Here is a 25,977-nt window from a genome sequence, read left to right as displayed (position 1 = left end):
ATGGCGCAGCGGACGGGACTCGAACCCGCGACCCCCGGCGTGACAGGCCGGTATTCTAACCGACTGAACTACCGCTGCGCGTAACACCTTTCAACGAGTGGTGGGTGATGACGGGATCGAACCGCCGACCCTCTGCTTGTAAGGCAGATGCTCTCCCGGCTGAGCTAATCACCCTTGTCTCTCGGTGTGGCGCGCATTCTACGGAGCGTTCAAATCTGTGGCAAGCACTTTTTCAAATAATTTTTATAATCCCACCAAAGGCTTACATCAGGGTTGGCCGCAGGGTCACGGCAGCGAATAATGCCCCCCTTTGTATAAAGGAGAGATGTACCCCATGTGGTTCAAAAACCTGCTTGTCTATCGCCTGACCCAGGACCTGCCATTTGACGCCGAGGCGCTGGAAACCGCATTGGCGACCAAGCCCGCACGCGCTTGTGCCAGCCAGGAGTTGACCACTTACGGTTTCATCGCCCCGTTCGGCAAGGGCGAAGACGCACCGCTGGTGCATGTCAGCGGCGATTTCCTGCTGATTTCGGCGCGCAAGGAAGAACGTATCCTGCCGGGTAGCGTGGTCAATGATGCGCTGAAAGAGAAAGTCGAAGAGATCGAGACCGAGCAAATGCGCAAGGTCTATAAAAAGGAGCGCGATCAGCTCAAGGACGAAATCATCCAGGCGTTCCTGCCGCGCGCCTTCATCCGTCGCTCGTCGACCTTCGCCGCCATCGCACCGAAACAAGGTGTGATTCTGGTCAACGCTTCCAGCCCGAAACGCGCCGAAGACCTGCTGTCGACCCTGCGTGAAGTAGTCGGCTCGCTGCCAGTGCGTCCGGTGACCGTGAAAACCGCACCGACCGCCGTCATGACCGAGTGGGTCAAGTCCGGCCAGACCGCCGAGAACTTCTTTGTCCTCGACGAATGCGAACTGCGCGATACCCATGAAGACGGCGGCATCGTCAAATGCAAGCGTCAGGATCTGACCAGCGACGAAATCCAGCTGCACCTGAGCACCGGCAAGGTCGTGACGCAGCTGTCTCTGGCCTGGCAGGACAAGCTGTCTTTCGTACTAGACGACAAACTGAGCGTCAAACGCCTGAAGTTCGAAGACCTGCTGCAGGATCAAGCCGAACAGGACGGCGGCGATGATGCACTGGGCCAGTTGGACGCCAGCTTCACCCTGATGATGCTGACCTTTGGCGAGTTCCTGCCGGAATTGTTCGAAGCGCTGGGTGGCGAAGAGATTCCACAGGGGATCTGATCCGCGCCCCAGCTGTAGGAGCGCGCTTGCCCGCGATTGCGTTGTACCAGACGACATCTATGTTTTCTGATCCACCGCAATCGCGGACGAGCGCGCTCCTACACGTTGCGTCTCCCGGTTTCATCTAACAACAAAAGGAGCAAGCCATGCGTGCACTGGCTGCATTGAGTCGTTTTGTCGGTAATACCTTCGCGTACTGGGTGCTGCTGTTCGCCGTGCTGGCGTTCCTGTTCCCCGGCTGGTTCATCAACCTGAAGACCTTGATCGTCCCGCTGCTGGGGCTGGTCATGTTCGGCATGGGGCTGACCCTGAAGCTGGATGATTTTTCCGAAGTGGTGCGTCATCCGTGGCGTGTGGCGCTGGGTGTGGTCGCGCATTTCGTGATCATGCCGGGGGTGGCCTGGTTGCTATGCCAGGTGTTTCACCTGCCAGCGGAAATCGCCGTGGGTGTGATTCTGGTCGGTTGCTGCCCGAGTGGCACCTCGTCCAATGTGATGACGTGGCTGGCAAAAGGCGATCTTGCGCTGTCGGTGGCCATCGCGGCCGTCACCACCCTGCTCGCTCCGCTGCTGACCCCGGCGCTGATCTGGCTGCTGGCCTCGGCGTGGTTGCCGGTGTCCTTCATGGACATGTTCTGGTCGATTCTGCAATTCGTGATGCTGCCAATCGTGCTCGGCGTCGTCGCGCAACGTCTGCTTGGCGAGAAGGTGCAATACGCGGTGGACGTTCTGCCGCTGATTTCGGTGGTGAGCATCGTGATGATCGTCTGCGCGGTGGTCGCGGCCAGTCAGGCGAAGATCGCTGAATCGGGCCTGCTGATCATGGCCGTGGTCGTCCTGCACAACAGCTTCGGTTTTCTGCTGGGTTATTTCACCGGCAAGCTGTTCAAGCTGCCTCTGGCGCAACGCAAATCGCTGTCGCTGGAAGTCGGCATGCAGAACTCCGGCCTCGGCGCCGCCCTCGCCGCTGCGCACTTCTCGCCCCTGGCGGCGGTGCCCAGCGCATTGTTCAGCGTATGGCACAACATCTCGGGGGCGTTGCTTTCGACGTACTTCAGAAAGATGACACCGGACAGTGATCTCGAATTGAACCGCGAGTCAGCTGCCGAATGATGCCCTGTAGGCGCGCGCTTGCCCGCGATTGCGGTGTAGCAGTTATCCCTTCACGGACTGACTCAACACCTTCGCCGGCAAGCGCGCGCCTGCATTTGATCCGCGTCTTACCTGACAGCCCCCCTCAACGCCGCCACCCGCTCGCGTACCAACGCAGGCTTTGAGTCATCCCCCGCAATCGCCGGCCCGGCCACCAGGGTCACCCGCGACCACAGTCTGCGAAACACGCCCTTGTCGGGATCGCGACTGAAGAAGCTGCCCCACAGCCCCTGCAACGCCAGCGGAATCACTGGCACCCGGGTTTCTTCCAGCACGCGGGTCATGCCGCCCTTGAACTCGTCGATCTCGCCATTGGTGGTCAGTTTGCCCTCAGGGAAGATGCACACCAGCTCGCCCTCTTTGAGGCAGGCGGCAATACGCTTGAAGGCCTGATCGTAAATCAGCAAGTCCTCGCCCCGCCCGGCGATCGGAATCGCGCCCGCCGTCCGGAAGATGAAGTTGAGCACCGGCACGTTGAAGATCTTGTAGTACATGACGAAGCGGATCGGCCGCCGCACGGAGCCGGCGATCAGCAGCGCATCGACGAACGACACGTGGTTGCACACCAGCAAGGCTGCGCCTTCGTCGGGGATCTGTTCGAGGTCGCGATGCTCGACGCGGTACATGGAATGGCTGAGCAGCCAGATCAGGAAGCGCATGGTGAACTCAGGCACGATCTTGAAGATGTAGGTGTTGACCGCGATGTTCATCAGCGAGACGACCAGAAACAGCTGCGCAATCGACAGCTTCACCACACTGAGGAAGATGATCGACACGATCGCCGAGACCACCATGAACAGGGCGTTGAGAATGTTGTTCGAGGCGATCACCCGCGAGCGTTCTTTTTCCGCCGTGCGCGACTGGATCAGCGAATACAGCGGCACAATGTAGAAGCCGCCGAAGACGCCGATACCGAGAATATCCAGCAGAACCCACCAGGCTTGCCCGTACCCCAGGACCGCCAGCCAGTTGTTGACCTGAACGTTCTGCGGAAAGCCCCCCGAGTGCCACCACAGCAACAGCCCGAACACGGTCAGCCCCATCGAGCCAAACGGCACCAGGCCGATTTCCACTTTGCGCCCCGACAGCCGCTCGCAGAGCATCGAGCCCGCGGCGATGCCGATGGAAAACACGGTAAGAATCAGGGTGACGACGGTTTCATCGCCGTAGAGGAATTCCTTGGCGTAGGCTGGAATCTGCGTCAGGTAGATCGCGCCAACGAACCAGAACCACGAGTTGCCAACGATGGAGCGCGACACGGCCTTGGTCTGCCCCAGGCCCAGTTTCAACGTGACCCAGGATTCGCTGAAAATGTTCCAGTTCAGGCGCATGTTCGGGCTGGCCGCTGCCGCCGGGGGAATGCCGCGACTGGCGAGGTAACCCAGGCACGCCACCAACACCATGGTACTGGAGACCAGCGGCGCGTAGTGCGTGGCGGACATCATGATTCCGGCGCCGATGGTGCCGGCCAGAATCGCCAGAAAGGTGCCCATTTCCACCAGACCGTTGCCGCCCACCAGTTCGTTTTCGTGCAGGTGCTGCGGCAGGATCGAGTATTTCACGGGGCCGAACAGCGCCGAGTGCGTGCCCATGGCGAACAGCGCCGCGAGCATCAACGACAGATGGTCGAAGAGAAAGCCCACGGCGCCCACGACCATGATGCCGATCTCCAGCACCTTGATCATGCGGATCAGCCGGTCCTTGGGGTACTTCTCGCCAAACTGCCCTGCCAGGGCCGAGAACAGGAAGAACGGCAGGATGAACAGCAAGGCGCACAGGTTGACGTAGATCGAGCGGTCGCCATCGATGGTCAGCTTGTAGAGAATGGCGAGGATCAGCGATTGCTTGAAGATATTGTCGTTGAACGCCCCAAGGGACTGGGTCACGAAAAACGGCAGGAAACGCCGTTTGCCCAACAGATTGAACTGCGACTGACTCATCAAACGTGGTCCTGAGTGGCGCCGTGATCGGCTTTTGGGATTGGAACGCGGCAGGTTCGCTCCGAGCCACATTGAAGACGTTGAATGGATGATTGTCGATAGCCCCCTGGACTGTCAGAACGCGTTTGCCAGCAAGCCGGCTCCTGCAGTTTGTAAGGTGCAAGCATTCAGAGCGATCAACCCTTCACGCTGGCGATACACGGCGAAACGAACAACTCTCCTTTATAAGCCCCCACCAGCGTGCGTTTCATGATTACCAGCCACAGCGCTGCCAGTCCCACCACCAACAGACTCCCGAGCACCTCAAAAAAGCCCAGATTCAACACGGCACCCAGCTTCAACGTGGTCAGCGCAAACACGCCCAGCGGGAAGGTGAATCCCCACCAGCCCAGGTTGAACGGGATGCCGTTTCGCAGATAGCGCGCTGTGATCAGCCCCGCCATCAGCAGCCACCACACGCCAACGCCCCAGAGCACGATGCCCGCGATCAGTCCCAACCCCGATGCAATCTCCCCTGCCCCGCGCATCCCATGATCAGCAAAAATGCGCTGAGAGTCGGCGCCGAGCACCATCAAGCCGAAGGCTCCGGTGCTGATCGGACCCAGCGCCAGCCAACTCGACGCAGCCATGCTTTCGTGAGGCAGTTTGTGCAGCGCCATGCGCAACAACAGGATGGTCAGAATGCTGAACGCCACCGGCACCGACAAACCCCACAGCACATAGCTGGTAATGAGCACGCTGAACTGACCGTGACTGTCAGCCAGATGCGGCGCCAGCAACCCACCGCTGGCTGCCGCCACTTCCGCGGCCACCACCGGCAACAGCCACACGGCAGTCATCTGGTCGATGCGGTGTGCCTGGCGGGTGAACATCATGAACGGAATCAGCACCCCGCAGGCCAGCGACATCGCCACATCCAGCCACCACAGCGTTTCGGCGATGGCGAATACACCATCGCCCCAGCGCGCCAGGCCAAAGGTCAACAGGCCATTGATGATCGTCGCCAGGCCCATGGGAATCGTGCCAAAGAACATCGAAACCGTCGAATGCCCGAAGATCCGCCGCGCCTCGTCGAAGAACATCAGCCAACGCGCGGTGTAGAGAAAACTGAAGGTCAGGAACAGGGCGATGTTCAGCATCCAAAGCGCTTCGGCCGCTTGATACAGGCCAGGGATGTGAACCGGAAGCTGGGTCAGATCGGCCGAAAGAACTCCGGTACCCATGGTCGCGGCGAACCAGTTGGGGGTGAACTGGCGAATGACTTCCCGCGGATGGGTCAGTTGGTTGAAGGGTTTGTTCGCAATGAAAAGAATGTGGCTCATGGGTCGCTCCTGTCCTCGCGTGAGGTGGTGCCCATGTTAAGGCGAGATCTTATATCTATTAAGCGGGTAGTTTCGCTATACCTCATAGATTTTGCAGATATACATGACGTGAGATTCGCCTCTTCCCGCAGGATCGCGCTTGCCCGCGATGACGTCGGTAAATTCAACACCAGGGGCACGGACCTGACGCAATCGCGGGCAAGCACGCTGCTACACGAGATGCCCCTGCGACACCACGCCGCTCAGACCTTGGTCGAGACAGACGAACGTCATCCGGCGTGCGAGACTGTCTGGCCTGCGACGGATCGCAGCGCAAATGTTATTTGTTTGAGTCGGAGTCCCCATGTCGCTGTCCAGCGGGCTGATCGCTGCTGTCGCCCTGGCCTATATGGCCATCATGTTCGCCATTGCCTTCTACGGCGATCGTCGCAGCGGTGCCTTGCCGCCACGATTGCGCGCGTGGGTGTACAGCCTGTCGCTGGCGGTCTACTGCACCAGCTGGACGTTCTTTGGCGCGGTGGGCCAGGCCGCCGAGCAATTGTGGTCGTTCCTGCCGATCTACCTGGGGCCCATCGTGATGATGGTGCTGGCGCCCTGGGTGCTGCAGAAAATGGTGCTCATCAGCAAGCAGGAAAACATCACCTCGATCGCCGACTTCATCGCCGCGCGCTACGGCAAATCTCAGACGCTGGCTGTAGTCGTCGCGCTGATCTGCCTGATTGGCGTGCTGCCCTACATCGCCCTGCAACTCAAGGGCATCGTCCTCGGCGTGAACATCCTGATCGGCGCCGGGGCAGACGCCACAGGCACCCGCGCGCAGGACACGGCGCTGATCGTGTCACTGGTCCTGGCGCTATTTACCATCGTCTTCGGCACCCGCAACCTGGACGCCACCGAACACCACCGCGGCATGGTACTGGCCATCGCGTTCGAGTCATTGGTAAAGCTGTTCGCCTTTATGGCCGTCGGCGTGTTCGTGACCTTCGGCCTGTACGACGGGGTTGACGATCTGTTCAATCAGGCCATGCTCGCGCCGCGTCTGGAAGAGTATTGGAAAGAGACCATCAACTGGCCTTCGATGGTGGTGCAGACTGGCGTAGCGATGATGGCGATCGTCTGCCTGCCCCGGCAATTCCACGTCACCGTGGTGGAGAACATCGAGCCGCAGGATCTGCGTCTGGCGAAGTGGGTGTTTCCGACCTATCTGCTGCTGGCCGGGCTGTTCGTGGTGCCGATCGCGCTGGCCGGGCAAATGCTCCTGCCGGGGTCGGTGCTGCCGGATTCTTTCGTGATCAGCGTACCGCTGGCCCATTCGCATCCCGCGCTGGCGCTGCTGGCGTTCATCGGGGGCGCCTCGGCAGCCACCGGCATGGTGATCGTCGCCAGCGTCGCCCTGTCGACCATGGTCTCCAACGACATGTTGCTGCCGTGGCTGCTGCGACGCAAAACCGCCGAGCGTCCGTTCGAAGTGTTCCGCTACTGGATGCTCTCGGTGCGTCGGGTCAGCATCGTGGTGATCCTGTTGCTGGCCTACGTCAGTTACCGTCTGCTCGGCTCGACCGCGAGTCTGGCGACCATCGGCCAGATCGCCTTTGCTGCCATCACCCAACTGGCGCCGGCCATGATCGGCGCCTTGTACTGGAAACCGGCCAACCGCCGAGGCGTATTCGCAGGCCTGGCGGCGGGGGTGTTCATCTGGTTCTACACCCTGGTGCTGCCGCTGACCGCCCACAGCATGGGCTGGTCGCTGAGCAGCTTCCCACTGCTCGCCTGGCTGCACGGCAATCCGCTCAACCTGCCGATCACCCCGCTGACCCAAGGCGTGGTGCTGTCGATGGCTGGCAACTTCATCTTGTTCGCCTGGGTGTCGCTGCTGTCGCGTACCCGAGTCTCGGAGCACTGGCAGGCCGGACGCTTCATCGGCCAGGAGTTGCAGGTACGGCCCAACAATCGTTCGCTGCTGGCGGTGCAGATCGAAGACCTGCTCAAGCTCTCGGCGCGTTTTGTCGGTGAAGAACGCGCGCAACAGAGCTTCATCCGTTTCGCCTACCGTCAGGGCAAAGGCTTCAACCCCAACCAGAATGCCAACGGCGAGTGGATTGCCCACACCGAGCGCCTGCTGGCCGGTGTGCTGGGCACCTCGTCGACCCGCGCCGTGGTCAAGGCCGCCATCGAAGGCCGCGACATGCAGCTTGAAGACGTGGTGCGCATCGCCGACGAAGCCTCCGAGGTGTTGCAGTTCAACCGCGCGCTTTTGCAAGGCGCCATCGAGAACATCACCCAAGGCATCAGCGTGGTCGACCAGTCGCTGAAACTGGTGGCCTGGAATGACCGTTATCTGGAGCTGTTCAACTATCCCGAAGGGTTGATCAGCGTCGGCCGCCCCATCGCCGACATCATTCGCTACAACGCTGAACGCGGACTGCTTGGCGCGGGCGAGGCCGAAGTGCACGTCGCCCGCCGCCTGCACTGGATGCGTCAGGGGCGCGCGCACACCTCCGAACGACTGTTCCCCAATGGCCGGGTGATCGAGCTGATCGGCAACCCGATGCCCGGCGGTGGTTTCGTCATGAGCTTCACCGACATCACCGCCTTCCGCGAGGCCGAGCAGGCGCTCAAGGGCGTCAACGAAAGCCTGGAACAGCGCGTCGCCGAGCGTACGCGCGAACTGTCGCAGCTTAACGTCGCGCTTACCGAAGCAAAGGCCCACGCCGAAGCGGCCAACCAGTCGAAGACCCGTTTTCTGGCGGCTGTCAGTCATGATCTGATGCAACCGATGAACGCCGCCCGGCTGTTCTCCGCTGCTCTGCTCCACGTCGACAACAACATTCCCGACGAAGCGCAAAAGCTGATTCAGCACCTGGACAGTTCGTTGCGCTCGGCCGAAGACCTGATCAGTGACCTGCTGGATATTTCCCGCCTGGAAAACGGCAAATTCACTCCGACCATCACGCCTTTTCCGCTCAACAGTCTGTTCGATACGTTGGGCGCCGAGTTCAAGGCGCTGGCCCAGGAACAGGGTTTGAGCTTTCGCGTACGGGGCAGCCAATTGCGGATTGCCAGTGACGTGAAGTTGCTGCGTCGGGTGTTGCAGAACTTCCTGACCAACGCCTTCCGTTATGCCAAGGGCCCGATCCTGCTGGGCGTACGGCGCAAGGGGGCGAATCTGAGTCTGGAAGTCTGGGATCGCGGGCCGGGGATTCCCGAGGACAAGCGTCAGGTAATTTTCGAAGAATTCAAACGGCTGGACAGCCACCAGACCCGCGCCGAGAAAGGTCTCGGGTTGGGCCTGGCGATTGCCGATGGCTTGTGTCGGGTGCTCGGTCACACGCTGCAAGTGCGATCCTGGCCGGGTCTAGGCAGCGTGTTCAGCGTTACTGTGCCGCTGGCCCGAAGCCAGACCCTGCCGCAACCGGCCAGCGTCGAGCCGCAACGTACCGCGCTCAACGGCACGCAGGTGCTGTGCATCGACAACGAAGACAGCATCCTGATCGGCATGAACAGCCTGCTCAGCCGCTGGGGTTGTCAGGTGTGGACGGCGCGCAATCGGCAGGAATGCCAGAATCTGCTCGACGACGGCATTCGTCCGCATCTGGCCCTGGTGGACTACCACCTGGACCACGGCGAGACCGGCACCGAGCTGATGGCATGGCTGCGCACGCAGCTGGGGGAACCGGTGCCTGGGGTGCTGATCAGCGCCGATGGCAGACCCGAACTGATAGCGCAGGTGCACGCGGCGGGGCTGGAATATCTGGCTAAACCGGTGAAGCCTGCGGCATTGCGGGCGCTGTTGAGTCGGCATGTGAGTTTGAGTTGAGTATCAAGCGCTCTTGCTGCCGTACCGCAATCGAGATCGACTGTAGGAGCGCGCTTGACCGCGAGGCGGTGTGTCATCACGAATGATCCGATACTCCACACATCGCGCGCAAGCGCGCTCCTACAGTCGAGTGGGTCTAGCTGACTTTCCTGAACACAAACGCCAACCCCACCACAATCAGCACCATCCCCAGCATGCTCAGCAGCGCCAGGCGGTTGCCGAAGATCAGGTAATCCATGATCGCCGTCACCGCTGGCACCAGGTAGAACAGGCTGGTGACATTGACCAGATTGCCCTGGGCGATCAGCCTATACAGTAAGAAGGTCGCCAGCACCGACACCACCAGCCCCATGTACAGGACCGGCACGTAGAAGCCGAAGTTGTGCTCGAAGTGAAATGGCTGGAACGGCACGAACAACGCACACATGACAGTACCGGCGAAGTACTGGACCGGCAGCGTGCCAAGCGGATTATCGGTGATGCGTTTCTGCATGATCGAACCGCCGGTCATGCTCAACATGCCCAACACGCCGAACAGCATCCCGGCCAGCGAGCCGCCGTCGCCGATCCCCTGAAACACCACCAGCACCAGCCCCGCGAGCCCCAGGCCCAAACCGAACATCCGCGACCATGCGCGGCTACGTTCGACCAGCACGGCGGTAAGGATCGGCTGCACCCCCATGATGGTGGCCATGACGCCGGGTGCGACCTTCATGTCCAGCGCCAGCAGGTAACAGATCTGATAGGCGCCGAGCAACACCGCGCCGGTCGCCAGGGCGTAGCGCATCGATTGTCTCGTGGCGGGTAGTTTGTAGCCCAGGGAGGGAATCAGAATGGCCAGGGCGATCAACGCCAGCAAAAACCGAAACAACAGAAACGCAAACGGAGAAGCGTGGGTCAGGCCCCACTTGGAGACAATCGCGCCGCTGCTCCAGAGCAGGACGAACAGCGTAGTCGTGGCCATCGAGGCCAGGGCTTTGTTAGCAAACATGGTGTCACCTGTGATTCAGACAAAATCGGACCCGGCGCAAACCGGATTCACTGATGTTTTGTTGGGGTTGCAGGCGTGATTCGACGGCGTCAGCGCAGTCGATCAGCCAAGCACGACCACGGCTGGCGGCGAGACAACGCACGCAACCGGGCCGGTCACAGGAGAGGGAGGTGGATAGCGCGTGATGTAGAACGCTTGCTGGCACCCGCACGGCTCACCCACAGCGGACGCTGTGGTGTCGAACACGATTGGCGAGTGGGAAGCAGGCATGGCGCTGATCTTCTTCGGAATGAGGGGTGATGTTTCGATTTGTTTCAAAACACCGGCGCTGAATATAACCAGCGCGCGGCGCAGGATGCAACGTTTAGTTATCAGCCAAACAACCAGTAGCCCAACAGGGTCAGCACGACCACCGCCAGCACAGGGCGCAGAATGCGATAAGCCTTGGGGTTGGCGCGTTTGAACTGCTTGACCTTGCCGCTGAAGGAGTTGCTGAACCGCTTGCTGAAGGCATAGGCCTGGTTGATACCGCCGACACGCTCGTCGTCGGTGTTCTGCGGCGCGGTGGCTCGACCGAGGAACGCGCTGACACTGCGGTTGATCGAGGTCATGAGGCGATTGCTCAGCGGCCGTTCGATGTCGCAGAACAGAATCACGCGAGTGACGTCGGTTTCGTTCTTGACCCAGTGCACGTAGGTCTCGTCGAACATCACGTCCTCACCATCGCGCCAGGCGTAGACCTTGCCATCGACGAAGATCCGGCAATCGTCGGAGTTCGGCGTCGACAAGCCCAGGTGATAGCGCAAGGAGCCGGCGAACGGGTCGCGATGCGGGTTCAGGTGGCTGCCGCCGGGCAACAGGGCGAACATCGCGCCCTTGACGTTGGGAATGCGGCTGACCAGTTCGACCGTTTTCGGGCACAGCGCCTCGGCGGAGGGCAGCGGTTTGTCGTACCACTTCAGGTAAAAACGCTTCCAGCCTTTCTTGAAAAACGAACCGAAACCGGCGTCGTTGTCCTTGGCCGCTGCGCGAATGTAACCCTCGTCGAACAGATGCATGGCCTCATCGCGAATGGTTTCCCAGTTGTCGCGCAGCACATCGAGTTCAGGAAATTTGCTGCGATCCAGGTAGGGTTTGGATGGCACGCTGGAGAACAGGTACATCAAGGCATTGTACGGCGCGAAAAGCGCGGAGTGGTTCACGAACTGGCGCAATACCGGCAGGCGCGCCTTGCCGCGCAAATGCACGTACAGCGTACTGCCGATGAACAGCAGCAAGATCGCCGCCTTGGCAGCGAAAGAAAAGGTCATGAAGCTCTCCTTGGAACAGGGAATTGCTAACTGTGGCTCTCACCGTACCGCTTCTGCCCGCAGGGCCCCTACGCCTTCGGCAGAATCAAAAGCAGATCGAGGCCAGGCATTCTAATCACTACCAGGCCCTGCCAAATGACGTGGATCACATTTTCGGCAGGGCTCAATGGCGCCCATCATAAGCCTTCGTCGGCCAGGTAAAAAGCCGAGCATCCGCCAATACGACTATTGGGACAGCTCCTGTTCGGTGAACAGATCGCTGAACAGCATGCTGGACAGATAGCGCTCGCCCGAATCAGGCAGGATCACGACGATGGTCTTGCCCTGCATTCCCGGCTTCTCGGCCAGACGCACCGCCGCCTGCATCGCCGCGCCGCAGGAAATGCCGCAGAGAATCCCCTCCTCCTGCATCAGTCGCAGAGCCATGGCCTTGGCTTCTTCATCGCTGACCAGTTCGACCTTGTCGACGATCGACAGATCGAGGTTTTTCGGGATGAAACCCGCGCCGATGCCCTGGATCTTGTGCGGGCTGGGGGTAATTTCCTGACCAGCCAGCGCTTGGGTGATGATCGGCGAGATCAGCGGCTCCACGGCGACGGAGGTGATCGGCTTGCCCATGGTGTTCTTGATATAGCGCGACACGCCAGTGATGGTGCCGCCGGTGCCGACACCCGCCACCAGCACGTCGATGGCGCCATCGGTGTCGTTCCAGATTTCCGGGCCGGTGGTCTTTTCGTGGATCGCCGGGTTGGCCGGATTTTCGAACTGCGCTGGCATGAAGTATTTGCCCGGATCGCTGGCGACCAGCTCTTCAGCCCTGGCGATCGCGCCTTTCATGCCCTTGGCAGGCTCGGTGAGTTCAAGTTCGGCGCCCAGCGCCTTCAACACTTTGCGCCGCTCGATGCTCATGGACGCAGGCATGGTCAGCACCAATTTATAGCCACGGGCTGCAGCAACGAACGCCAGACCGATACCGGTGTTGCCCGAGGTCGGCTCGACGATGGTCATGCCCGGCTTGAGTTTGCCCTTGCTTTCGGCGTCCCAGATCATATTCGCGCCGATGCGGCACTTGACCGAATATCCCGGATTACGCCCTTCGATCTTGGCCAGAATCGTGACCCCGCGCGGCGCAATGCGGTTGATCTGCACCAGCGGCGTATTGCCGATGGAATGGGCGTTGTCTGCGTAAATACGGCTCATGACCGGGTCCTTGTGCAGGTGGGGAAAAGCCCAAAGCGTATGCCTTGGGTGCATATTGCGTCCAGTCGTAGCGAACCGATGACAGCGCCGGCAGTCAACAAGCTTAGGAAACCGGAGAGCACTGTCATGAAACGTCGCTATAGCTGGCCACTGTGGACAGTGGTGGGCCTCGTTGTATTGTTGATCGCCCTACACATCGCGCTGCCCTATGTGGTGCGCAACTACCTCAATGAAAAACTCGCCGACATGGGCGACTATCGCGGGCAGGTGACGGACGTCGATCTGGCGTTGTGGCGCGGCGCGTACAAAATCAACGGCCTGAACATCGTCAAGGTCGACGGTAAAGTGCCCGTTCCACTGCTCAAGGTGCCGGTGATCGATCTGTCGGTCAGTTGGCACTCACTCTGGTACGACCATGCTGTGGTGGCAGAGGTTGCGTTCATCAGCCCCGAACTCAACTTCGTCGACGGCGGCGCCAACAAACAACAATCGCAGACCGGTGCCGGGACTGACTGGCGCGCGCAGTTGAACAAATTGCTGCCCATCACGCTCAACGAAGTCCGGGTTGTCGATGGCAAGATCACCTTCAGCAACTTCAACTCGACGCCGAAAGTGAAGATCGAAGCCGACAAGGTCAACGCCAGCGTCTACAACATCACCAATGTCGTCGACACCGCCGGCAAACGTGATGCGCGATTCGAAGGCAAGGCGCTGCTGATGGGCGAGGCAACGCTGGATACCACTGCCACGTTCGACCCGTTCAGCAATTTCGAAGATTTCGACTTCAAATTGCGCGCCACCGATCTGCAACTCAAAAGCCTGAACGACTTCGCGTCCGCCTACGGCAAATTCGACTTCAATGCCGGCAATGGCGATGTTGTCATCGAAGCCAAGGCCAACAAAGGTCAACTCAGCGGCTATATCAAACCGCTGCTGCGCGACGTCGACATCTTCAACTGGCAACAGGACGTGGAGAACAAGAACAAAGGCTTCTTCCGCTCGATCTGGGAAGCCATGGTCGGAGGCAGCGAAACCGTGCTCAAGAACCAGCGCAAGAACCAGTTCGCTACCCGCGTAGAGCTCAGCGGCAGCATCCACAAACAGGACGTCAGCGCATTCCAGGCGTTTTTGCAGATTTTGCAGAACGCGTTCGTGCAGGCATTCAACACGCGGTATGACAGCGGCAAAAGCGAGGCGCAGTGACTGTGCGTCACTCCGCCTACTGGACTGACTCAACGCCATAAGCAGGCCGCGTTTCTGCGATCAGGACGCCCCTCTGCCCTGAGCCTACAGGGCGTCCCATCCGACACAGGCCAGTGCCAATGTGCGCGGCGTCGCTTCTCTGTCGTTGCTGTAGCGAGTAATGGTGCGGGTATTCACTCCCAGAGCCTGGGCCGCCAGTGCCGACGGCAATCCGGTCTGCGCGCGGTGAACGTTACAATTTTTCCAGCCGTCGAACCGCGACCTGCCATTGAGCTACCGAATAAAGCGTCTGCGTTCACAGTCGAGCGGCGTGCGCATTATAGTCGCTGCATTCTTTTCGGCGTGCGGGCCGCTGTCCGCATGCCATATTCGAGGATTTTCCGATGAAGTTCGAAGGCACCCGCGCCTATGTCGCCACCGACGATCTGAAGCTTGCCGTCAACGCCGCGATTACGCTGGAGCGTCCGCTCCTGGTCAAGGGTGAGCCCGGCACCGGCAAGACCATGCTCGCCGAGCAACTGGCCGAATCCTTTGGCGCAAAGCTGATCACCTGGCACATCAAGTCGACCACCAAGGCGCATCAGGGGCTTTACGAGTACGACGCCGTCAGCCGCCTGCGTGATTCGCAGCTGGGGGTCGACAAGGTCCACGACGTGCGCAATTACCTGAAGAAAGGCAAGCTCTGGGAGGCCTTCGAGGCCGAAGAGCGGGTGATTCTGCTGATCGACGAAATCGACAAGGCCGACATCGAGTTCCCCAACGATCTGTTGCAGGAACTCGACAAGATGGAGTTCTACGTTTACGAGATCGACGAGACGATCAAAGCAAAAAAACGCCCGATCATCATCATTACCTCGAACAACGAAAAGGAACTGCCGGACGCGTTCCTGCGTCGCTGCTTCTTCCACTACATTGCCTTCCCGGATCGCAACACTCTGCAGCAGATCGTCGATGTGCACTACCCGGACATCAAGAAGGACCTGGTCAGCGAAGCGCTGGACGTGTTCTTCGACGTGCGCAAGGTGCCGGGCCTCAAGAAGAAGCCTTCGACTTCGGAACTGGTGGACTGGCTGAAACTGCTGATGGCCGACAACATCGGTGAAGCTGTGCTGCGCGAGCGCGATCCGACCAAGGCCATCCCCCCGCTGGCCGGTGCGCTGGTCAAGAACGAACAGGATGTTCAGCTATTGGAGCGTCTGGCCTTCATGAGCCGTCGTGGCAATCGCTAGGCTCTTACGATAAATCGCGGGACAACCACTATGTTGCTCAACCTGTTCAACGAAATGCGCGCAGCCAAGGTGCCGGTCTCGGTGCGTGAGCTGCTGGACCTGATCAACGCCTTGAAACACAGGGTGACGTTCGCCGACATGGACGAGTTCTATTACTTGTCGCGGGCGATTCTGGTCAAGGATGAGCGCCATTTCGATAAGTTCGACCGGGCTTTCGGGGCCTATTTCAATGGCCTGGAAAAGCTCGATGATCACTTGCAGGCGTTGATTCCCGAAGACTGGCTGCGCAAGGAATTCGAGCGTTCCCTGACTGACGAGGAACGCGCGCAGATCCAGTCCCTGGGCGGCCTGGACAAACTCATCGAAGAGTTCAAGAAGCGTCTGGAAGAACAGAAGGAACGTCACGCCGGCGGCAACAAATGGATCGGCACCGGCGGCACCAGCCCGTTCGGCTCGGGCGGCTATAACCCTGAAGGTATCCGTGTCGGCGACGCCGGCAAGCGTCAGGGCAAGGCGGCGAAGGTCTGGGATCAGCGCGAGTACAAGAACCTCGACGACCAGGTGGAATTAGGCACGCGCAATATCAAGGTCGCGCTGCGTCGTTTGCGAAAATTCGCCCGACAAGGCGCGGCGGACGAGCTGGATATCGACGGCACCATCGACCACACCGCCCGCGATGCGGGCCTTTTGAACATCCAGATGCGCCCGGAACGGCGCAACACCATCAAGCTGTTGCTGCTGTTCGACATCGGCGGCTCGATGGACGCCCATGTGAAGATCTGCGAAGAGCTGTTCTCGGCCTGCAAGACCGAGTTCAAGCACATGGAGTATTTCTACTTCCATAACTTCATCTATGAGTCGGTGTGGAAAAACAATCTGCGGCGCACGTCCGAACGCACCTCGACCCAGGACCTGCTGCACAAATATGGCGCCGACTACAAAGTGATCTTCATCGGCGACGCCGCGATGGCGCCTTATGAAATCACCCAGCCGGGCGGCAGCGTCGAGCATTGGAATGAAGAAGCAGGCTACGTGTGGATGCACCGCTTTATGGCCAAGTTCAAAAAGATCATCTGGATCAACCCCTACCCCAAAGATGCCTGGGCCTACACCACTTCGACCAACATCGTGCGCGACTTGATCGAGGATCAGATGTACCCGCTGACGTTGCGCGGCCTGGAGGAAGGGATGCGGTATCTGGCGAAGTAACGCTGAGACTGCAGCAGCACGCTTGCCCGCGATGACGCCCGGTCAGTGACGGATGTGTTGATTGGCACGACGCCATCGCGGGCAAGGGCAACCCTAGAATGTCCGGCGGAGCTGCTCCAGACAGTGCACCTGCTCCCGATGCGCCACCTCCTGCACCACCGCCCTCATCCGCACCACACTGCCCGGCAGTTTCTGCGCCAGGCGCGCCAATGACAGCGGGGTCAAGGCACCGAGTCTTGGGTAGCCGCCGATGGTCTGGCGGTCATTGAGCAGGACGATGGGTTGGCCGTCCGGCGGAACCTGGATCGCGCCCAACGGGATGCCCTCAGAGATCATCGGTTTACCCTGATAGACCAGCTCCGGCCCCAGCAGGCGCATGCCCATGCGGTCGGCGCGGCTGTCGAGGGTCCAGTCGCTGTTGAAAGCGTCGAACAGGCTCACGCCACTGAATTGACCGATCTGCGCGCCGAGCACCACTTCCAGCGGGCGTGAATCTGCAAGGTCCGGGACCCGTTGATCGGGCAACGCATGCAGTTCGAATGACATACCCGAATACCTCAGTCGATCTCCCTCGCGCAGCGCCTTGCCGATGCCGTCCAGTCCGCCCAGCCCTTCCCGGCCGACGGTGGCGCAGCTGCCCAAAACGCCGAGCGCATCGAATCCGCCGGGGGCAGCAAGGTACGCACGTGCCCCGGAAACCGGCTGGGTGAAGCGCAGTTGCTGACCTTTGCTGATGAAAAAACTGCGCCAGGGTGCGATCGAGCGCTCGTCGAGCATGGCGCCCAGGTCCGCACCCGCCAATGCCAGGCAGCAGTCGTCTTCGGCGACCAGAGTCAGGCCGCCAAGCGTCACCTCGATAACAGCGGCATCCAAGGGGTTGTTCAACAGTTTATTGGCCCAGGACATTGACACCCAGTCCAGCGCGCCGCCCTGGGTCACGCCCAGGTGACGCACGCCAAAGCGCCCGGCGTCCTGCAACAGGCACAAGGGGGTGCTGTTTTGAACCGTCAAAACACTCATGTCAGCGCCTCCAGCGGAGTGTCGTCGCCGCCCAGGCGAATGAATTCGGCGTGATCGATGACCGCGAAACGCACGGTGTCGCCGGGCGCCATGAGGCTATAGCCTTCGATTTCGCGGTCGAACAATCTGGCCGGGGTGCGTCCGAGGATGTTCCAGCCGCCGGGAGACTCCAGCGGGTAAGCGGCGGTCTGCCTTTCAGCGATGCCTACGCTGCCGGCGGCGACGCGTTTGCGTGGAGTCTTGATTCGCGGCGCCGCGAGGACCTCTTCGACCAGCCCCATGAAGGCAAAGCCCGGCGCAAATCCCAGGGCGAATACCTGATACTCGCGCTGGCTGTGGCGCTTGATCACTTCAACCATCGACAACCCGCTACGTTGGGACAGCAGCGTCAGCTCGGGTCCGACGCTGAGGTCGTACCAGACAGGCAACACATGTTGTCTGCCGCCCCGCGCGGCGTCGGGCGACAGGCCCTGCAACGCTCGAACAATGACCTCCCGCGCCTGCTGCGGCGCCAGCGCCATCAGGTCGTAATGCACCATCAAGGTGGTGTAGGACGGCACCAGATCAATCAGATGCGCACCGAAGCCTTCGCGCAGACGCAGGCTGGCGGCGAGCATCCACGGCATGTTGGCTTCATCGATAGTGTCGAACAGACGCACCATCAGGCAATCGATCGCGACGACTTCGATACGCAGATTCATGAATCGGACGTCTTGTTCAGGGCCTCGCGAATGCGCTGCACTGCCGCGATGGAACTGGCGTTGTCACCGTGAACGCACAGTGTGTCGACATCGAGCAGCAGTTCGCTGCCGTCGCTAGCGATCAGCGCTTCACCACGGGACAGGGTCATTGCCTGGCCGACGACCCGTTCAGGATCATGATGTACCGCGCCCGGCAGATTGCGCGAAACCAGACGGCCGACACTGTCGTAGGCCCGGTCGGCGAAGGCCTCGAACCAGAGCGTGATGCCGAACTCATCGGCAATGGCCTGCGCCGCGCCGTTGTCGCGCATCGACAGCAGCATCAACGGCAGTTCCGGGTCATAGCGGGCGACGCCCTCGATGACCGCACGCAGTTGCGCCGGATTCGCCATCATGTCGTTGTACATCGCGCCGTGGGGCTTGACGTAGCTGACGTGCCCGCCCTGAGCACGGCAGACGCCATCCAGGGCGCCGATCTGGTAGTGCAGCAGGTCCTGAATTTCCTGTGCCGAGCAAGCCATGGAGCGACGCCCGAACCCCACCAGATCCGGGTACGCCGGATGCGCACCCATGGTTACGTTGTGGGTCAGGGCCAGGGCCACGGTCTTGCGCATGACGCTGGGGTCACCCGCGTGAAAACCGCAGGCGATGTTGGCGCAGTCGATGTACGGCATGACCTCGGCGTCCAGACCCATGGTCCATGCGCCGTAGCTTTCGCCGATGTCACAATTCAATAACAGGCGGCCCAAGGCGTATCTCCTGTGCGAGTAAAGGTTGGGGACACCCTTGAGTCTACGCGTGCAAAGCAACCCTTTGCAGTGTTGAAGCTCGCCTGTCATGTCCAGGCGGATTCCTGGGTGCGTAGGGACGAGGCCTTCAACTAACAAAGCGGCGGGGAGGGATCAGCAAAGTGAACCCGAGTATCGTGGTCCATCGCGGTAGCTACACGTCAAACAACGTTGCAAAAACTGTGGGAGCGAGCTTGCTCGCGAAGCGGCCAGTGAACCCGACACAGACTCGGCGCCTGACATTCAGCTTTCGCGAGCAAGCTCGCTCCCACGGGGTCGAAGATCAGACCTGGGGCCCGTCCGCACTCACCGCCAATCCCGATTGACCTGCCGCACGTGATGCCGCCCCACGAATACCCAGTCGATGAACACCACGAAACTTTCGATCACCAGCGAAAACAGCAACGCACACGCCAACCCCCAGCCGATGACTTCCGGCGATAGCAGCACTTGCCATGTATAGCCGTTCCACGTCTCGGTGCGGATGTCCGGATCGGCAGCGGTCAGCACATGCCAGGTGCGCATGTACCACGGCCCTTGCAGGGCCAGCCACTCGCGGTCGAGGATCTGGGTGCGACTCAGCAGGTTGCTGATGTTGTTGGCATCGGTGCGGAACACCGGGTCGTCGCTGCTGCGGTAATGCTGGATCAGCGCCTGCACATCGCCATTGAAGAAGCGCTGAGCGGTCTCGGTGTAGCCCCGCAGGTTCTGCTGCGCTTCCATCAGATGCGCTTCGACGCGCTTGGTGTAATCGCTGATGAAGCCGGGAATCTGCACGCCGATCAACAGGCCTGCCGTGAACAACACCAGTCGCACATAGCTTCGCAGCATAGGTCCCTCTCTGTCAGGTACGGCCTTCGGCCACGCATTCGCCGCGACGCCACAGGCTCCAGTTTCCCGGCTCATAGCGATTCCAGGTTTCGTCCTCTGTCAACGGCTCGGTGGCGATGACCGTGACCACATCGTTAGGAGTGGTTTCTGCCTGAAAATCGACAATTACGTCGACGTCCTTGAGCCGCGCAGGCCCGAACGGCGCTCGCCGGGTGATATGCACCAGCTTGGTGGAACAGAAACAGAACAGCCAGTCACCATCACTGAGCAGGCCATTGAACACGCCCCTGTCTCGATACTCGCTGCAGGCTTGGACCAACGTCGGCAGTAGCTGTTCGATCTCGACAGGCTCGGGAAACCCTTCGCGAACCCGGTTGAGCAGATCGCAGAACGCAGCTTCGCTGTCGGTGTCTCCGACCGGGCGATAGAACGTTGCCCGGGGGTGAAAATTCGCCAGCTGGCCGTTATGGGCGAAACACCAGTTGCGGCCCCACAGTTCGCGGACGAAAGGATGGGTGTTGGACAGGCAGACCTTGCCGACGTTGGCCTGACGAATATGGCCGATGACCACTTCGCTCTTGATCGGGTAACGCTGCACCAACTGCGCGATCTCGGACTCGCTACTGGCGGCCGGGTCCTGAAACAGACGCAGGCCGCGCCCTTCATAGAACCCGATGCCCCAACCATCACGGTGGGGACCGGTGCGCCCGCCACGCTGCATCAGCCCGGTGAAGCTGAACACAATGTCGGTCGGTACATTGGCACTCATGCCCAGAAGTTCACACATGCTCAGGTCTCGGTACGTCCAATCGCACATACCCCTGCAGGAAGGCGCTTGCCCGCGATACGTTAGTGGAATCAAGCATCTGTAGAGTCAGACACATCTTTCGTGGGCAAGCGCGCTCCTACGGGATACCAATCAATATCAAAGTTTGGGCTCGACCCGATAGCGGCCGCCCGGGGCTGCGTTTATGTCCTTGGCGAGCTCGACGGGCTTGCCGGCGTAGCGGTCTGAGTCTTGGGAAGCGAAAGGTTGATCGTCTTCCGTCTGCTCGGCGCCAGCCTGCGCGGCAGCGGCTTGGGCGTGGGCCTGGCGAGCCTTTTTCCTGCGCAGGAACGGCAGACGGATCAGCGCGAAGATGACGTATAGCCCCAGCGCAATTGCGCCATAGGTGGAAAGGTCGAGCGCCGCACGCCAGACGTTATTGCCCACCTTGAGCCCCAGATCCAGGACGCTGATGGCCAGGGCCGGCGCGTATTTTTCCTTGACCGGGTCGATGATGGTCGGGCAGAACAGCAGGACCGCACCAACCACCCGCAGCGGTTCACGCAGGTAGCGCCACATCCAGCCCGTCAGCTTGAACCACACCAACAGACAGCCCAACGCAGCGAATGCGTAAAGGCCCCAGGCAATCAGATAGTCGTTGTCGGTCATGACGTCCGTGGTAAGGCAGGTAAAGAGGCGCTTATGATAACGACTTTTCGCAAGCCCGGCTTCCCCGGCTTCAGTAATCGGTCCGCGGCGCCTTGTGCAGGTGCTGGCGGAGCGGTCTGTTTCACTTTTGAGAGAGCCCAGCATGCCTTCTTCCGACATCAAATCCCGCGCTCCGCTTGCCCGCAAGGCAGACGGTGCCGATCCGTATGCCTGGCTGCAGAATCGCGACACCGATGAGGTGCTCGATTACCTCAAGGCCGAAAACGACTATCAGGAACGCCAGCTCGCCGATCAACAGGCATTGCGCGAAACCCTGTTTCAGGAGATCAAGGGGCGCATCCTCGAGACCGACCTGTCGCTGCCCTCGCCGTGGGGGCCGTACCTGTATTACACCCGCACCACCGAAGGCGACGAGTACGCTCGCCACTACCGCTGCCCGCGCCCGGCCGATGATTCGCAGACGGTTGATGAAACCGCCGAACAACTGCTGCTCGACCCCAACGTGCTGGCCAATGGTGGCTTCTTTTCCCTCGGTGCCTTCAGCATCAGCCCGGATCATCAGCGTCTGGCCTACAGCCTGGATACCAGCGGCGAAGAGGTTTATCGGCTGTACGTCAAGGAACTGAGCACAGGTGACGTGACCAGCCTGCCGTTCGAGGACTGCGACGGCAGCATGACCTGGGCCAACGACAGCCGGACGCTGTTCTTCGGCGAACTGGATGAAACCCACCGTCCTCACAAGCTCTATCGTCACAAACTGGGCGACGACTCGGCGGATCTGGTGTTCAACGAGCCGGACGGGCGTTTCTTCCTGCATTGCTATCGCACCAGCTCCGAGCGCCAACTGGTACTGGCGCTGGACAGCAAGACCACCGGCGAAAGCTGGGTACTGGACGCCAGTACACCTGCGCAGGCGTTCGTGTGCATGGCGCCGCGTAGCGAAGGTCACGAATACTCTGTCGATCACGGCCTGATCGACGGCACTTGGAGCTGGCTGATTCGCAGTAATCAGGCCGGTATTAACTTCGCCCTGTTTCACGCGCCCGAGAAAACCGGCGGCGTGCCGGAGCGCAAGGACTGGCAGACGCTGATCCCGCACAGCGAGACGGTCATGCTGGACGGATTCAGCCTCAACGCCAAGGGGCTGACCCTGAGCCTGCGTGAAGGCGGCCTGCCCATCGTTGAAGTTCACCCACAGGGTTTGTCGCCCTATCGCGTGCAATTGCCGGACGCGGCCTACAACCTCTATGTGCAGGACACCCTTGAGTTCGACAGCGACAGGATTCGCCTGCGCTATCAGTCGCTGAATCGCCCGCCACAGGTGCGTCAATTGACTCTGGCCACCGGTGAGCAAGTCGTACTCAAGGAAACGCCGGTTCTGGGTGTGTTCGACGCCGACGCCTACGTCAGTCAGCGTCTTTGGGCGACAGCAGCCGACGGTACCAAGGTACCGATCAGCCTTGTAGTCAAACGCGAACTGGCGGGTCAGCAGGTGCCACTGTATCTGTACGGCTATGGCGCCTACGGTGAAAGCCTCGATCCGTGGTTCTCCCATGCGCGGCTCAGTCTGCTCGATCGCGGAATCGCCTTTGCCATCGCTCATGTGCGCGGCGGCGGCGAATTGGGCGAAGCCTGGTATCGCGGCGGCAAGCAGGAGCACAAACAGAACACCTTCAGCGATTTCATTGCCTGCGCCGAACATTTGATTGCGCAAACGCTTACCACCGCCGAGAAACTGGTGATCAGCGGCGGCAGTGCTGGCGGGCTATTGATCGGCGCGGTGGTCAATCAGCGTCCTGACCTGTTCAAGGCGGCGATCGCAGAGGTGCCGTTCGTCGACGTGCTCAACACCATGCTCGACCCCGACCTGCCGCTGACCGTTACTGAATACGACGAGTGGGGCAACCCGCAGGAGCCCGAGGTCTACGCTCGGATCAAGGCTTACGCGCCGTATGAGAATGTCAGCGCCCAGGCCTATCCGGCGCTGCTGGTGATCGCCGGGTACAACGACAGCCGCGTGCAGTATTGGGAAGCGGCCAAGTGGGTGGCAAAATTGCGCGATACCAGGACCAACGACAATCTGCTGCTGCTCAAGACCGAACTGGGTGCGGGGCACGGCGGGATGAGTGGCCGTTATCAAGGATTGCGTGATGTAGCGCTCGAATACGGTTTTGTTTTCAAGGTATTGCAGCTGGCCTGAGGAACTCCGTTGCGGCCGTTTGTCATATCAGACTGCTGGCAGGCGTTGTGTCCTCCGGGTCGTCTGCTACTGAATCATTTTCAAAACACTGAACAAGAACATCCCATGCCGATATCGTCATCCTTGAACAATGAAATCCGCGAGATGCTGATGGACTGCGGTCTGTTCCTCGCGCTCACGCCAGCGGATTTCTCTGCGGCGGCGGGTTACTTCAGCATCAGCAGCATCGAGAAAGGCGACGCCATCTTCAACGAGGGCGACGCCGGCACCTTCATGTGCGTCATCCACTCGGGTACGGTGTCGGTGCAGAAGCTCAACGGCGATGGCAAACAGGTGGAAACCGCCATCCTGCGTAGCGGCCGGGCGTTTGGCGAGATGGCGGTACTGGACGGCGAACGCCGCTCGGCCAGCTGCATCGCCGCCTCGCCTTGCTATCTGTTGAATCTGGGCAAGGATTCACTGGACAAGATGCTCAACGAAGCGCCCAGGGTAGCGGCCAAGATCATCCGCGCCATCGCCATCGCCATGTCCAAGCGCTTGCGGATGATGGATGGGCAGGTGTTGGCGCAGCAGGAATAACCCACGCTGCCGTTTTTTCGGACTAGCTGGCGACCGCAACCTCTGTGGGAGTCAGCTTGCTCACGAGGAAATCAGTGCATTCGCTACATCTACTGCGCTTGGAGCATCGTATTCATGAGCAAGCTCACGCCTATGGCGTTGGTGAGCTGCCGTTAGTGTTTCACCGCTCACGGACTTGGCTTTTGGGGAGGCGGCAACCCCGGCGACGGCTCATCTTCCTTTGGCGGCCCCGGCTGGGGGATTTTTGGCAATAACGGCGGATTGCCCTGCCCTCCCGCGCGGGGAACGCTGGGCGGGCTGACTTGCGGATAAGGAGTCGGCGTAGCCGTGCCGGGCGAGCCGGAGGTGGCGGCGATTGGCTCGGGGGTGTTGAGGACAGGTTGCAGATTCTCGGCAAACGCCTGCGAAACGCCAAGCATCGCCAGGGCAATCGCCGCTAGAATGGACCGCTTCATCGTTGGCCTCCACTGCCAATCTTTTGCTGGGATGCTCAGGCTACTCCTGCCCAGCGCTTCGTGCGCTGACAAATTGCTCTGCGCCCCGCCACGCTGCCCACCGAGTTTTCCATGAAACGTTTCGTTCTGCTCGACACCACCCCGATCCCCGACAACGGCGGCGCCCTGTGCCTGTTCGAGTACGGCGAGGATTTCGTGATCAAGATCCAGGGCGGCGACGGCGGCCAGTTGATGAACACGCGCATGCATGGTTCCGAAGACGCACTGGCCGAAATCCCCTGCAGGAAAGTTGCGTCACGCCTGCAACCCCGCGTGTTGATCGGCGGGCTGGGCATGGGCTTCACACTTGCCTCGGCGCTCAAGCATCTGGGCAAGAACGGCGAGGTGGTAGTGGCCGAACTGGTGCCGGGGGTTGTCGAGTGGAATCGTGGCCCGCTGGGTGAGAAATCCGGTAATCCGTTGCACGATCCGCGCGCCAGGGTCGTCATCCAGGACGTGGCTCAGGTGTTGAAAAGCGAGCCTCAGGGCTTCGACGCAATCATGCTCGACGTCGACAACGGCCCCGAAGGCCTGACGCAGAAGTCCAACAGCTGGCTGTATTCATCCGGTGGGCTTGCCGCCTGCGCCAGCGCGTTGCGGCCCAAAGGCGTGCTGGCCGTCTGGTCCGCCAGCGCCGATGCCGCGTTCAGTGACAAACTGCGCAAGGCCGGTTTCAAGGCCGAAGAGGTCAAGGTCTACGCCCACGGCAACAAGGGCACGCGCCATACGATCTGGATTGCGGAAAAACTCAAGGGCTGAGCGACGAGCAAAGCGCTAGACTTGTCCCATTGCCAACAGAACACGAAACAGGTGACACATGAGTTCGGGAACGCCGACCAACACTTCCAAGCTCGATCGCATCCTTGCCGATGCCCAGCGCGATCGCGAAATGGGCTATCGCGACAAGGCCCTGCGCATGTACCCGCACGTCTGCGGCCGTTGTGCCCGGGAGTTTTCCGGCAAGCGCCTGAGCGAGCTGACCGTGCACCACCGCGATCACAATCACGATAACAACCCGCAGGACGGCTCCAACTGGGAGCTTTTGTGCCTGTACTGCCACGACAACGAGCACTCGCGCTACACCGATCAACAGTACTTCTCCGACAGCTCGACCAGCAGCCCGAAAACGGCGAAAGCGACCCACAACCCGTTCGCCGCGCTGGCCGGATTGATGAAGAAAGAGGATTAAACCTGCAGGAGCGTGCTTGCCCGCGAAGACGTCTGTACAGCCGCCATAAGAGGGTCGGATGGACATAAGCCATCGCGGGCAAGCGCGCTCCCACAGTATCCCGCCTTCATCTG

General features: G+C 60.5%; 23 protein-coding genes and 2 tRNA genes. 10 read left to right on the top strand and 15 right to left on the bottom strand.

From position 1 onward, the window contains the following. Position 1: 1 nt before the first annotated feature. Together CE491_RS14240 and CE491_RS14235 are read right to left on the bottom strand one after the other, a co-directional pair. Positions 2-78 (bottom strand) — tRNA-Asp (locus CE491_RS14240). Positions 79-98: 20 nt separating this feature from the next. Then, positions 99-174: transfer RNA gene (locus CE491_RS14235), tRNA-Val, on the bottom strand. Positions 175-334: 160 nt separating this feature from the next. On the opposite strand from CE491_RS14235, the gene rdgC reads away from it, so the two are divergent. Beyond that, complete coding sequence (gene rdgC / locus CE491_RS14230; protein WP_110948967.1) at positions 335-1,255, top strand: recombination-associated protein RdgC; 921 nt, start codon at positions 335-337, stop codon at positions 1,253-1,255. Between the two features lie 146 nt (positions 1,256-1,401). Then, positions 1,402-2,367, top strand: a complete 966-nt coding sequence (locus CE491_RS14225) for a bile acid:sodium symporter family protein (RefSeq protein ID WP_110948966.1) — start codon at positions 1,402-1,404, stop codon at positions 2,365-2,367. Positions 2,368-2,474: 107 nt separating this feature from the next. Here the strand turns inward: CE491_RS14225 and CE491_RS14220 are convergent, their stop codons facing one another. Then, the gene (locus CE491_RS14220; protein WP_110948965.1) at positions 2,475-4,349 is read right to left on the bottom strand and encodes an MFS transporter; all 1,875 of its coding nucleotides are present in this window, start codon (positions 4,347-4,349) and stop codon (positions 2,475-2,477) included. Between the two features lie 173 nt (positions 4,350-4,522). After that, a complete protein-coding gene (locus tag CE491_RS14215) occupies positions 4,523-5,668 on the bottom strand; it encodes a TDT family transporter (RefSeq protein WP_110948964.1) in 1,146 nt (381 codons plus the stop codon). A 343-nt stretch (positions 5,669-6,011) separates the two neighbouring features. On the opposite strand from CE491_RS14215, the gene CE491_RS14210 reads away from it, so the two are divergent. After that, positions 6,012-9,485 carry a hybrid sensor histidine kinase/response regulator gene (locus tag CE491_RS14210; protein ID WP_110948963.1) on the top strand — a complete coding sequence of 1,158 codons (3,474 nt, stop codon included), beginning with the start codon at positions 6,012-6,014 and terminating at the stop codon, positions 9,483-9,485. Positions 9,486-9,621: 136 nt separating this feature from the next. On the opposite strand, the gene CE491_RS14205 is transcribed toward CE491_RS14210, so the two are convergent. The 4 genes from CE491_RS14205 to cysK form a co-directional block, all read right to left on the bottom strand. Beyond that, complete coding sequence (locus CE491_RS14205) at positions 9,622-10,476, bottom strand: DMT family transporter (protein WP_110948962.1); 855 nt, start codon at positions 10,474-10,476, stop codon at positions 9,622-9,624. Positions 10,477-10,578: 102 nt separating this feature from the next. Then, positions 10,579-10,746, bottom strand: coding sequence for a hypothetical protein (locus CE491_RS30260; RefSeq protein WP_199885110.1), 168 nt, complete (start codon positions 10,744-10,746; stop codon positions 10,579-10,581). Between the two features lie 101 nt (positions 10,747-10,847). Continuing rightward, positions 10,848-11,786, bottom strand: a complete 939-nt coding sequence (locus CE491_RS14200) for an aspartyl/asparaginyl beta-hydroxylase domain-containing protein (RefSeq protein ID WP_110948961.1) — start codon at positions 11,784-11,786, stop codon at positions 10,848-10,850. A 225-nt stretch (positions 11,787-12,011) separates the two neighbouring features. Beyond that, entirely contained in the window at positions 12,012-12,986 is a 975-nt protein-coding gene (gene cysK / locus CE491_RS14195) for a cysteine synthase A (RefSeq protein WP_110948960.1), read from the bottom strand. Positions 12,987-13,112: 126 nt separating this feature from the next. Here cysK and CE491_RS14190 point away from each other — a divergent pair, with 126 nt between their 5' ends. From CE491_RS14190 to CE491_RS14180, 3 genes are all read left to right on the top strand, one after another. Continuing rightward, positions 13,113-14,189: a DUF748 domain-containing protein gene (locus CE491_RS14190; RefSeq protein ID WP_110948959.1), complete on the top strand. Its 1,077-nt coding sequence runs from the start codon at positions 13,113-13,115 to the stop codon at positions 14,187-14,189. A gap of 383 nt (positions 14,190-14,572) precedes the next feature. Next, the gene (locus tag CE491_RS14185; RefSeq protein WP_081567723.1) at positions 14,573-15,418 is read left to right on the top strand and encodes an AAA family ATPase; all 846 of its coding nucleotides are present in this window, start codon (positions 14,573-14,575) and stop codon (positions 15,416-15,418) included. Between the two features lie 30 nt (positions 15,419-15,448). Further along, on the top strand, positions 15,449-16,627 hold the full coding sequence (locus tag CE491_RS14180) for a vWA domain-containing protein (RefSeq protein WP_110948958.1): 1,179 nt from the start codon (positions 15,449-15,451) through the stop codon (positions 16,625-16,627). Between the two features lie 93 nt (positions 16,628-16,720). On the opposite strand, the gene CE491_RS14175 is transcribed toward CE491_RS14180, so the two are convergent. The 6 genes from CE491_RS14175 to CE491_RS14150 form a co-directional block, all read right to left on the bottom strand. After that, positions 16,721-17,647, bottom strand: a complete 927-nt coding sequence (locus CE491_RS14175) for a 5-oxoprolinase subunit C family protein (protein ID WP_110948957.1) — start codon at positions 17,645-17,647, stop codon at positions 16,721-16,723. Next, the gene (locus CE491_RS14170; protein WP_110948956.1) at positions 17,644-18,348 is read right to left on the bottom strand and encodes a 5-oxoprolinase subunit B family protein; all 705 of its coding nucleotides are present in this window, start codon (positions 18,346-18,348) and stop codon (positions 17,644-17,646) included. Before CE491_RS14170 ends, CE491_RS14175 begins: the two co-directional genes overlap by 4 nt. Further along, entirely contained in the window at positions 18,345-19,097 is a 753-nt protein-coding gene (locus CE491_RS14165) for a 5-oxoprolinase subunit PxpA (RefSeq protein ID WP_110948955.1), read from the bottom strand. Before CE491_RS14165 ends, CE491_RS14170 begins: the two co-directional genes overlap by 4 nt. A gap of 345 nt (positions 19,098-19,442) precedes the next feature. Next, a complete protein-coding gene (locus tag CE491_RS14160; protein ID WP_110948954.1) occupies positions 19,443-19,967 on the bottom strand; it encodes a DUF2937 family protein in 525 nt (174 codons plus the stop codon). Positions 19,968-19,980: 13 nt separating this feature from the next. Next, the gene (locus tag CE491_RS14155; protein ID WP_110948953.1) at positions 19,981-20,754 is read right to left on the bottom strand and encodes a class II glutamine amidotransferase; all 774 of its coding nucleotides are present in this window, start codon (positions 20,752-20,754) and stop codon (positions 19,981-19,983) included. 138 nt (positions 20,755-20,892) lie between these two features. After that, a complete protein-coding gene (locus CE491_RS14150) occupies positions 20,893-21,402 on the bottom strand; it encodes an MFS transporter (protein WP_234407596.1) in 510 nt (169 codons plus the stop codon). A gap of 142 nt (positions 21,403-21,544) precedes the next feature. On the opposite strand from CE491_RS14150, the gene CE491_RS14145 reads away from it, so the two are divergent. Both CE491_RS14145 and CE491_RS14140 read left to right on the top strand, forming a co-directional pair. Then, positions 21,545-23,602 carry a S9 family peptidase gene (locus CE491_RS14145; protein WP_110948952.1) on the top strand — a complete coding sequence of 686 codons (2,058 nt, stop codon included), beginning with the start codon at positions 21,545-21,547 and terminating at the stop codon, positions 23,600-23,602. Between the two features lie 105 nt (positions 23,603-23,707). Continuing rightward, positions 23,708-24,181, top strand: coding sequence for a Crp/Fnr family transcriptional regulator (locus tag CE491_RS14140; protein WP_110948951.1), 474 nt, complete (start codon positions 23,708-23,710; stop codon positions 24,179-24,181). Between the two features lie 167 nt (positions 24,182-24,348). Here CE491_RS14140 and CE491_RS14135 read toward each other — a convergent pair whose 3' ends face one another. Then, complete coding sequence (locus CE491_RS14135) at positions 24,349-24,636, bottom strand: hypothetical protein (protein ID WP_110948950.1); 288 nt, start codon at positions 24,634-24,636, stop codon at positions 24,349-24,351. A 111-nt stretch (positions 24,637-24,747) separates the two neighbouring features. Between CE491_RS14135 and CE491_RS14130 the strand changes: the two genes are divergently transcribed. Together CE491_RS14130 and CE491_RS14125 are read left to right on the top strand one after the other, a co-directional pair. After that, a complete protein-coding gene (locus tag CE491_RS14130) occupies positions 24,748-25,434 on the top strand; it encodes a spermidine synthase (RefSeq protein WP_110948949.1) in 687 nt (228 codons plus the stop codon). 58 nt (positions 25,435-25,492) lie between these two features. After that, positions 25,493-25,864 (top strand): YajD family HNH nuclease, encoded by a 372-nt coding sequence (locus CE491_RS14125; RefSeq protein WP_110948948.1) that lies wholly within the window; start codon positions 25,493-25,495, stop codon positions 25,862-25,864. The last annotated feature ends 113 nt before the right edge of the window (positions 25,865-25,977 follow it).

The organism is Pseudomonas bohemica (genome assembly GCF_002934685.1).
GTDB classification, from domain to species: Bacteria; Pseudomonadota; Gammaproteobacteria; order Pseudomonadales; family Pseudomonadaceae; genus Aquipseudomonas; species Aquipseudomonas bohemica.
This window is presented reverse-complemented; position numbering and strand designations above follow the sequence as displayed.

Bases quoted from the DNA above. Each gene is read 5' to 3' on its own strand.
- cysK (WP_110948960.1), bottom strand. From the start codon at position 12,986: ATGAGCCGTATTTACGCAGACAACGCCCATTCCATCGGCAATACGCCG.
- CE491_RS30260 (WP_199885110.1), bottom strand. From the start codon at position 10,746: ATGCCTGCTTCCCACTCGCCAATCGTGTTCGACACCACAGCGTCCGCT.
- CE491_RS14180 (WP_110948958.1), top strand. From the start codon at position 15,449: ATGTTGCTCAACCTGTTCAACGAAATGCGCGCAGCCAAGGTGCCGGTC.
- CE491_RS14215 (WP_110948964.1), bottom strand. From the start codon at position 5,668: ATGAGCCACATTCTTTTCATTGCGAACAAACCCTTCAACCAACTGACC.
- CE491_RS14200 (WP_110948961.1), bottom strand. From the start codon at position 11,786: ATGACCTTTTCTTTCGCTGCCAAGGCGGCGATCTTGCTGCTGTTCATC.
- CE491_RS14140 (WP_110948951.1), top strand. From the start codon at position 23,708: ATGCCGATATCGTCATCCTTGAACAATGAAATCCGCGAGATGCTGATG.
- CE491_RS14205 (WP_110948962.1), bottom strand. From the start codon at position 10,476: ATGTTTGCTAACAAAGCCCTGGCCTCGATGGCCACGACTACGCTGTTC.
- CE491_RS14155 (WP_110948953.1), bottom strand. From the start codon at position 20,754: ATGTGTGAACTTCTGGGCATGAGTGCCAATGTACCGACCGACATTGTG.
- CE491_RS14150 (WP_234407596.1), bottom strand. From the start codon at position 21,402: ATGACCGACAACGACTATCTGATTGCCTGGGGCCTTTACGCATTCGCT.
- CE491_RS14190 (WP_110948959.1), top strand. From the start codon at position 13,113: ATGAAACGTCGCTATAGCTGGCCACTGTGGACAGTGGTGGGCCTCGTT.
- CE491_RS14210 (WP_110948963.1), top strand. From the start codon at position 6,012: ATGTCGCTGTCCAGCGGGCTGATCGCTGCTGTCGCCCTGGCCTATATG.
- CE491_RS14125 (WP_110948948.1), top strand. From the start codon at position 25,493: ATGAGTTCGGGAACGCCGACCAACACTTCCAAGCTCGATCGCATCCTT.
- CE491_RS14185 (WP_081567723.1), top strand. From the start codon at position 14,573: ATGAAGTTCGAAGGCACCCGCGCCTATGTCGCCACCGACGATCTGAAG.
- CE491_RS14130 (WP_110948949.1), top strand. From the start codon at position 24,748: ATGAAACGTTTCGTTCTGCTCGACACCACCCCGATCCCCGACAACGGC.
- CE491_RS14175 (WP_110948957.1), bottom strand. From the start codon at position 17,647: ATGAGTGTTTTGACGGTTCAAAACAGCACCCCCTTGTGCCTGTTGCAG.
- CE491_RS14225 (WP_110948966.1), top strand. From the start codon at position 1,402: ATGCGTGCACTGGCTGCATTGAGTCGTTTTGTCGGTAATACCTTCGCG.
- CE491_RS14170 (WP_110948956.1), bottom strand. From the start codon at position 18,348: ATGAATCTGCGTATCGAAGTCGTCGCGATCGATTGCCTGATGGTGCGT.
- CE491_RS14160 (WP_110948954.1), bottom strand. From the start codon at position 19,967: ATGCTGCGAAGCTATGTGCGACTGGTGTTGTTCACGGCAGGCCTGTTG.
- rdgC (WP_110948967.1), top strand. From the start codon at position 335: ATGTGGTTCAAAAACCTGCTTGTCTATCGCCTGACCCAGGACCTGCCA.
- CE491_RS14135 (WP_110948950.1), bottom strand. From the start codon at position 24,636: ATGAAGCGGTCCATTCTAGCGGCGATTGCCCTGGCGATGCTTGGCGTT.
- CE491_RS14145 (WP_110948952.1), top strand. From the start codon at position 21,545: ATGCCTTCTTCCGACATCAAATCCCGCGCTCCGCTTGCCCGCAAGGCA.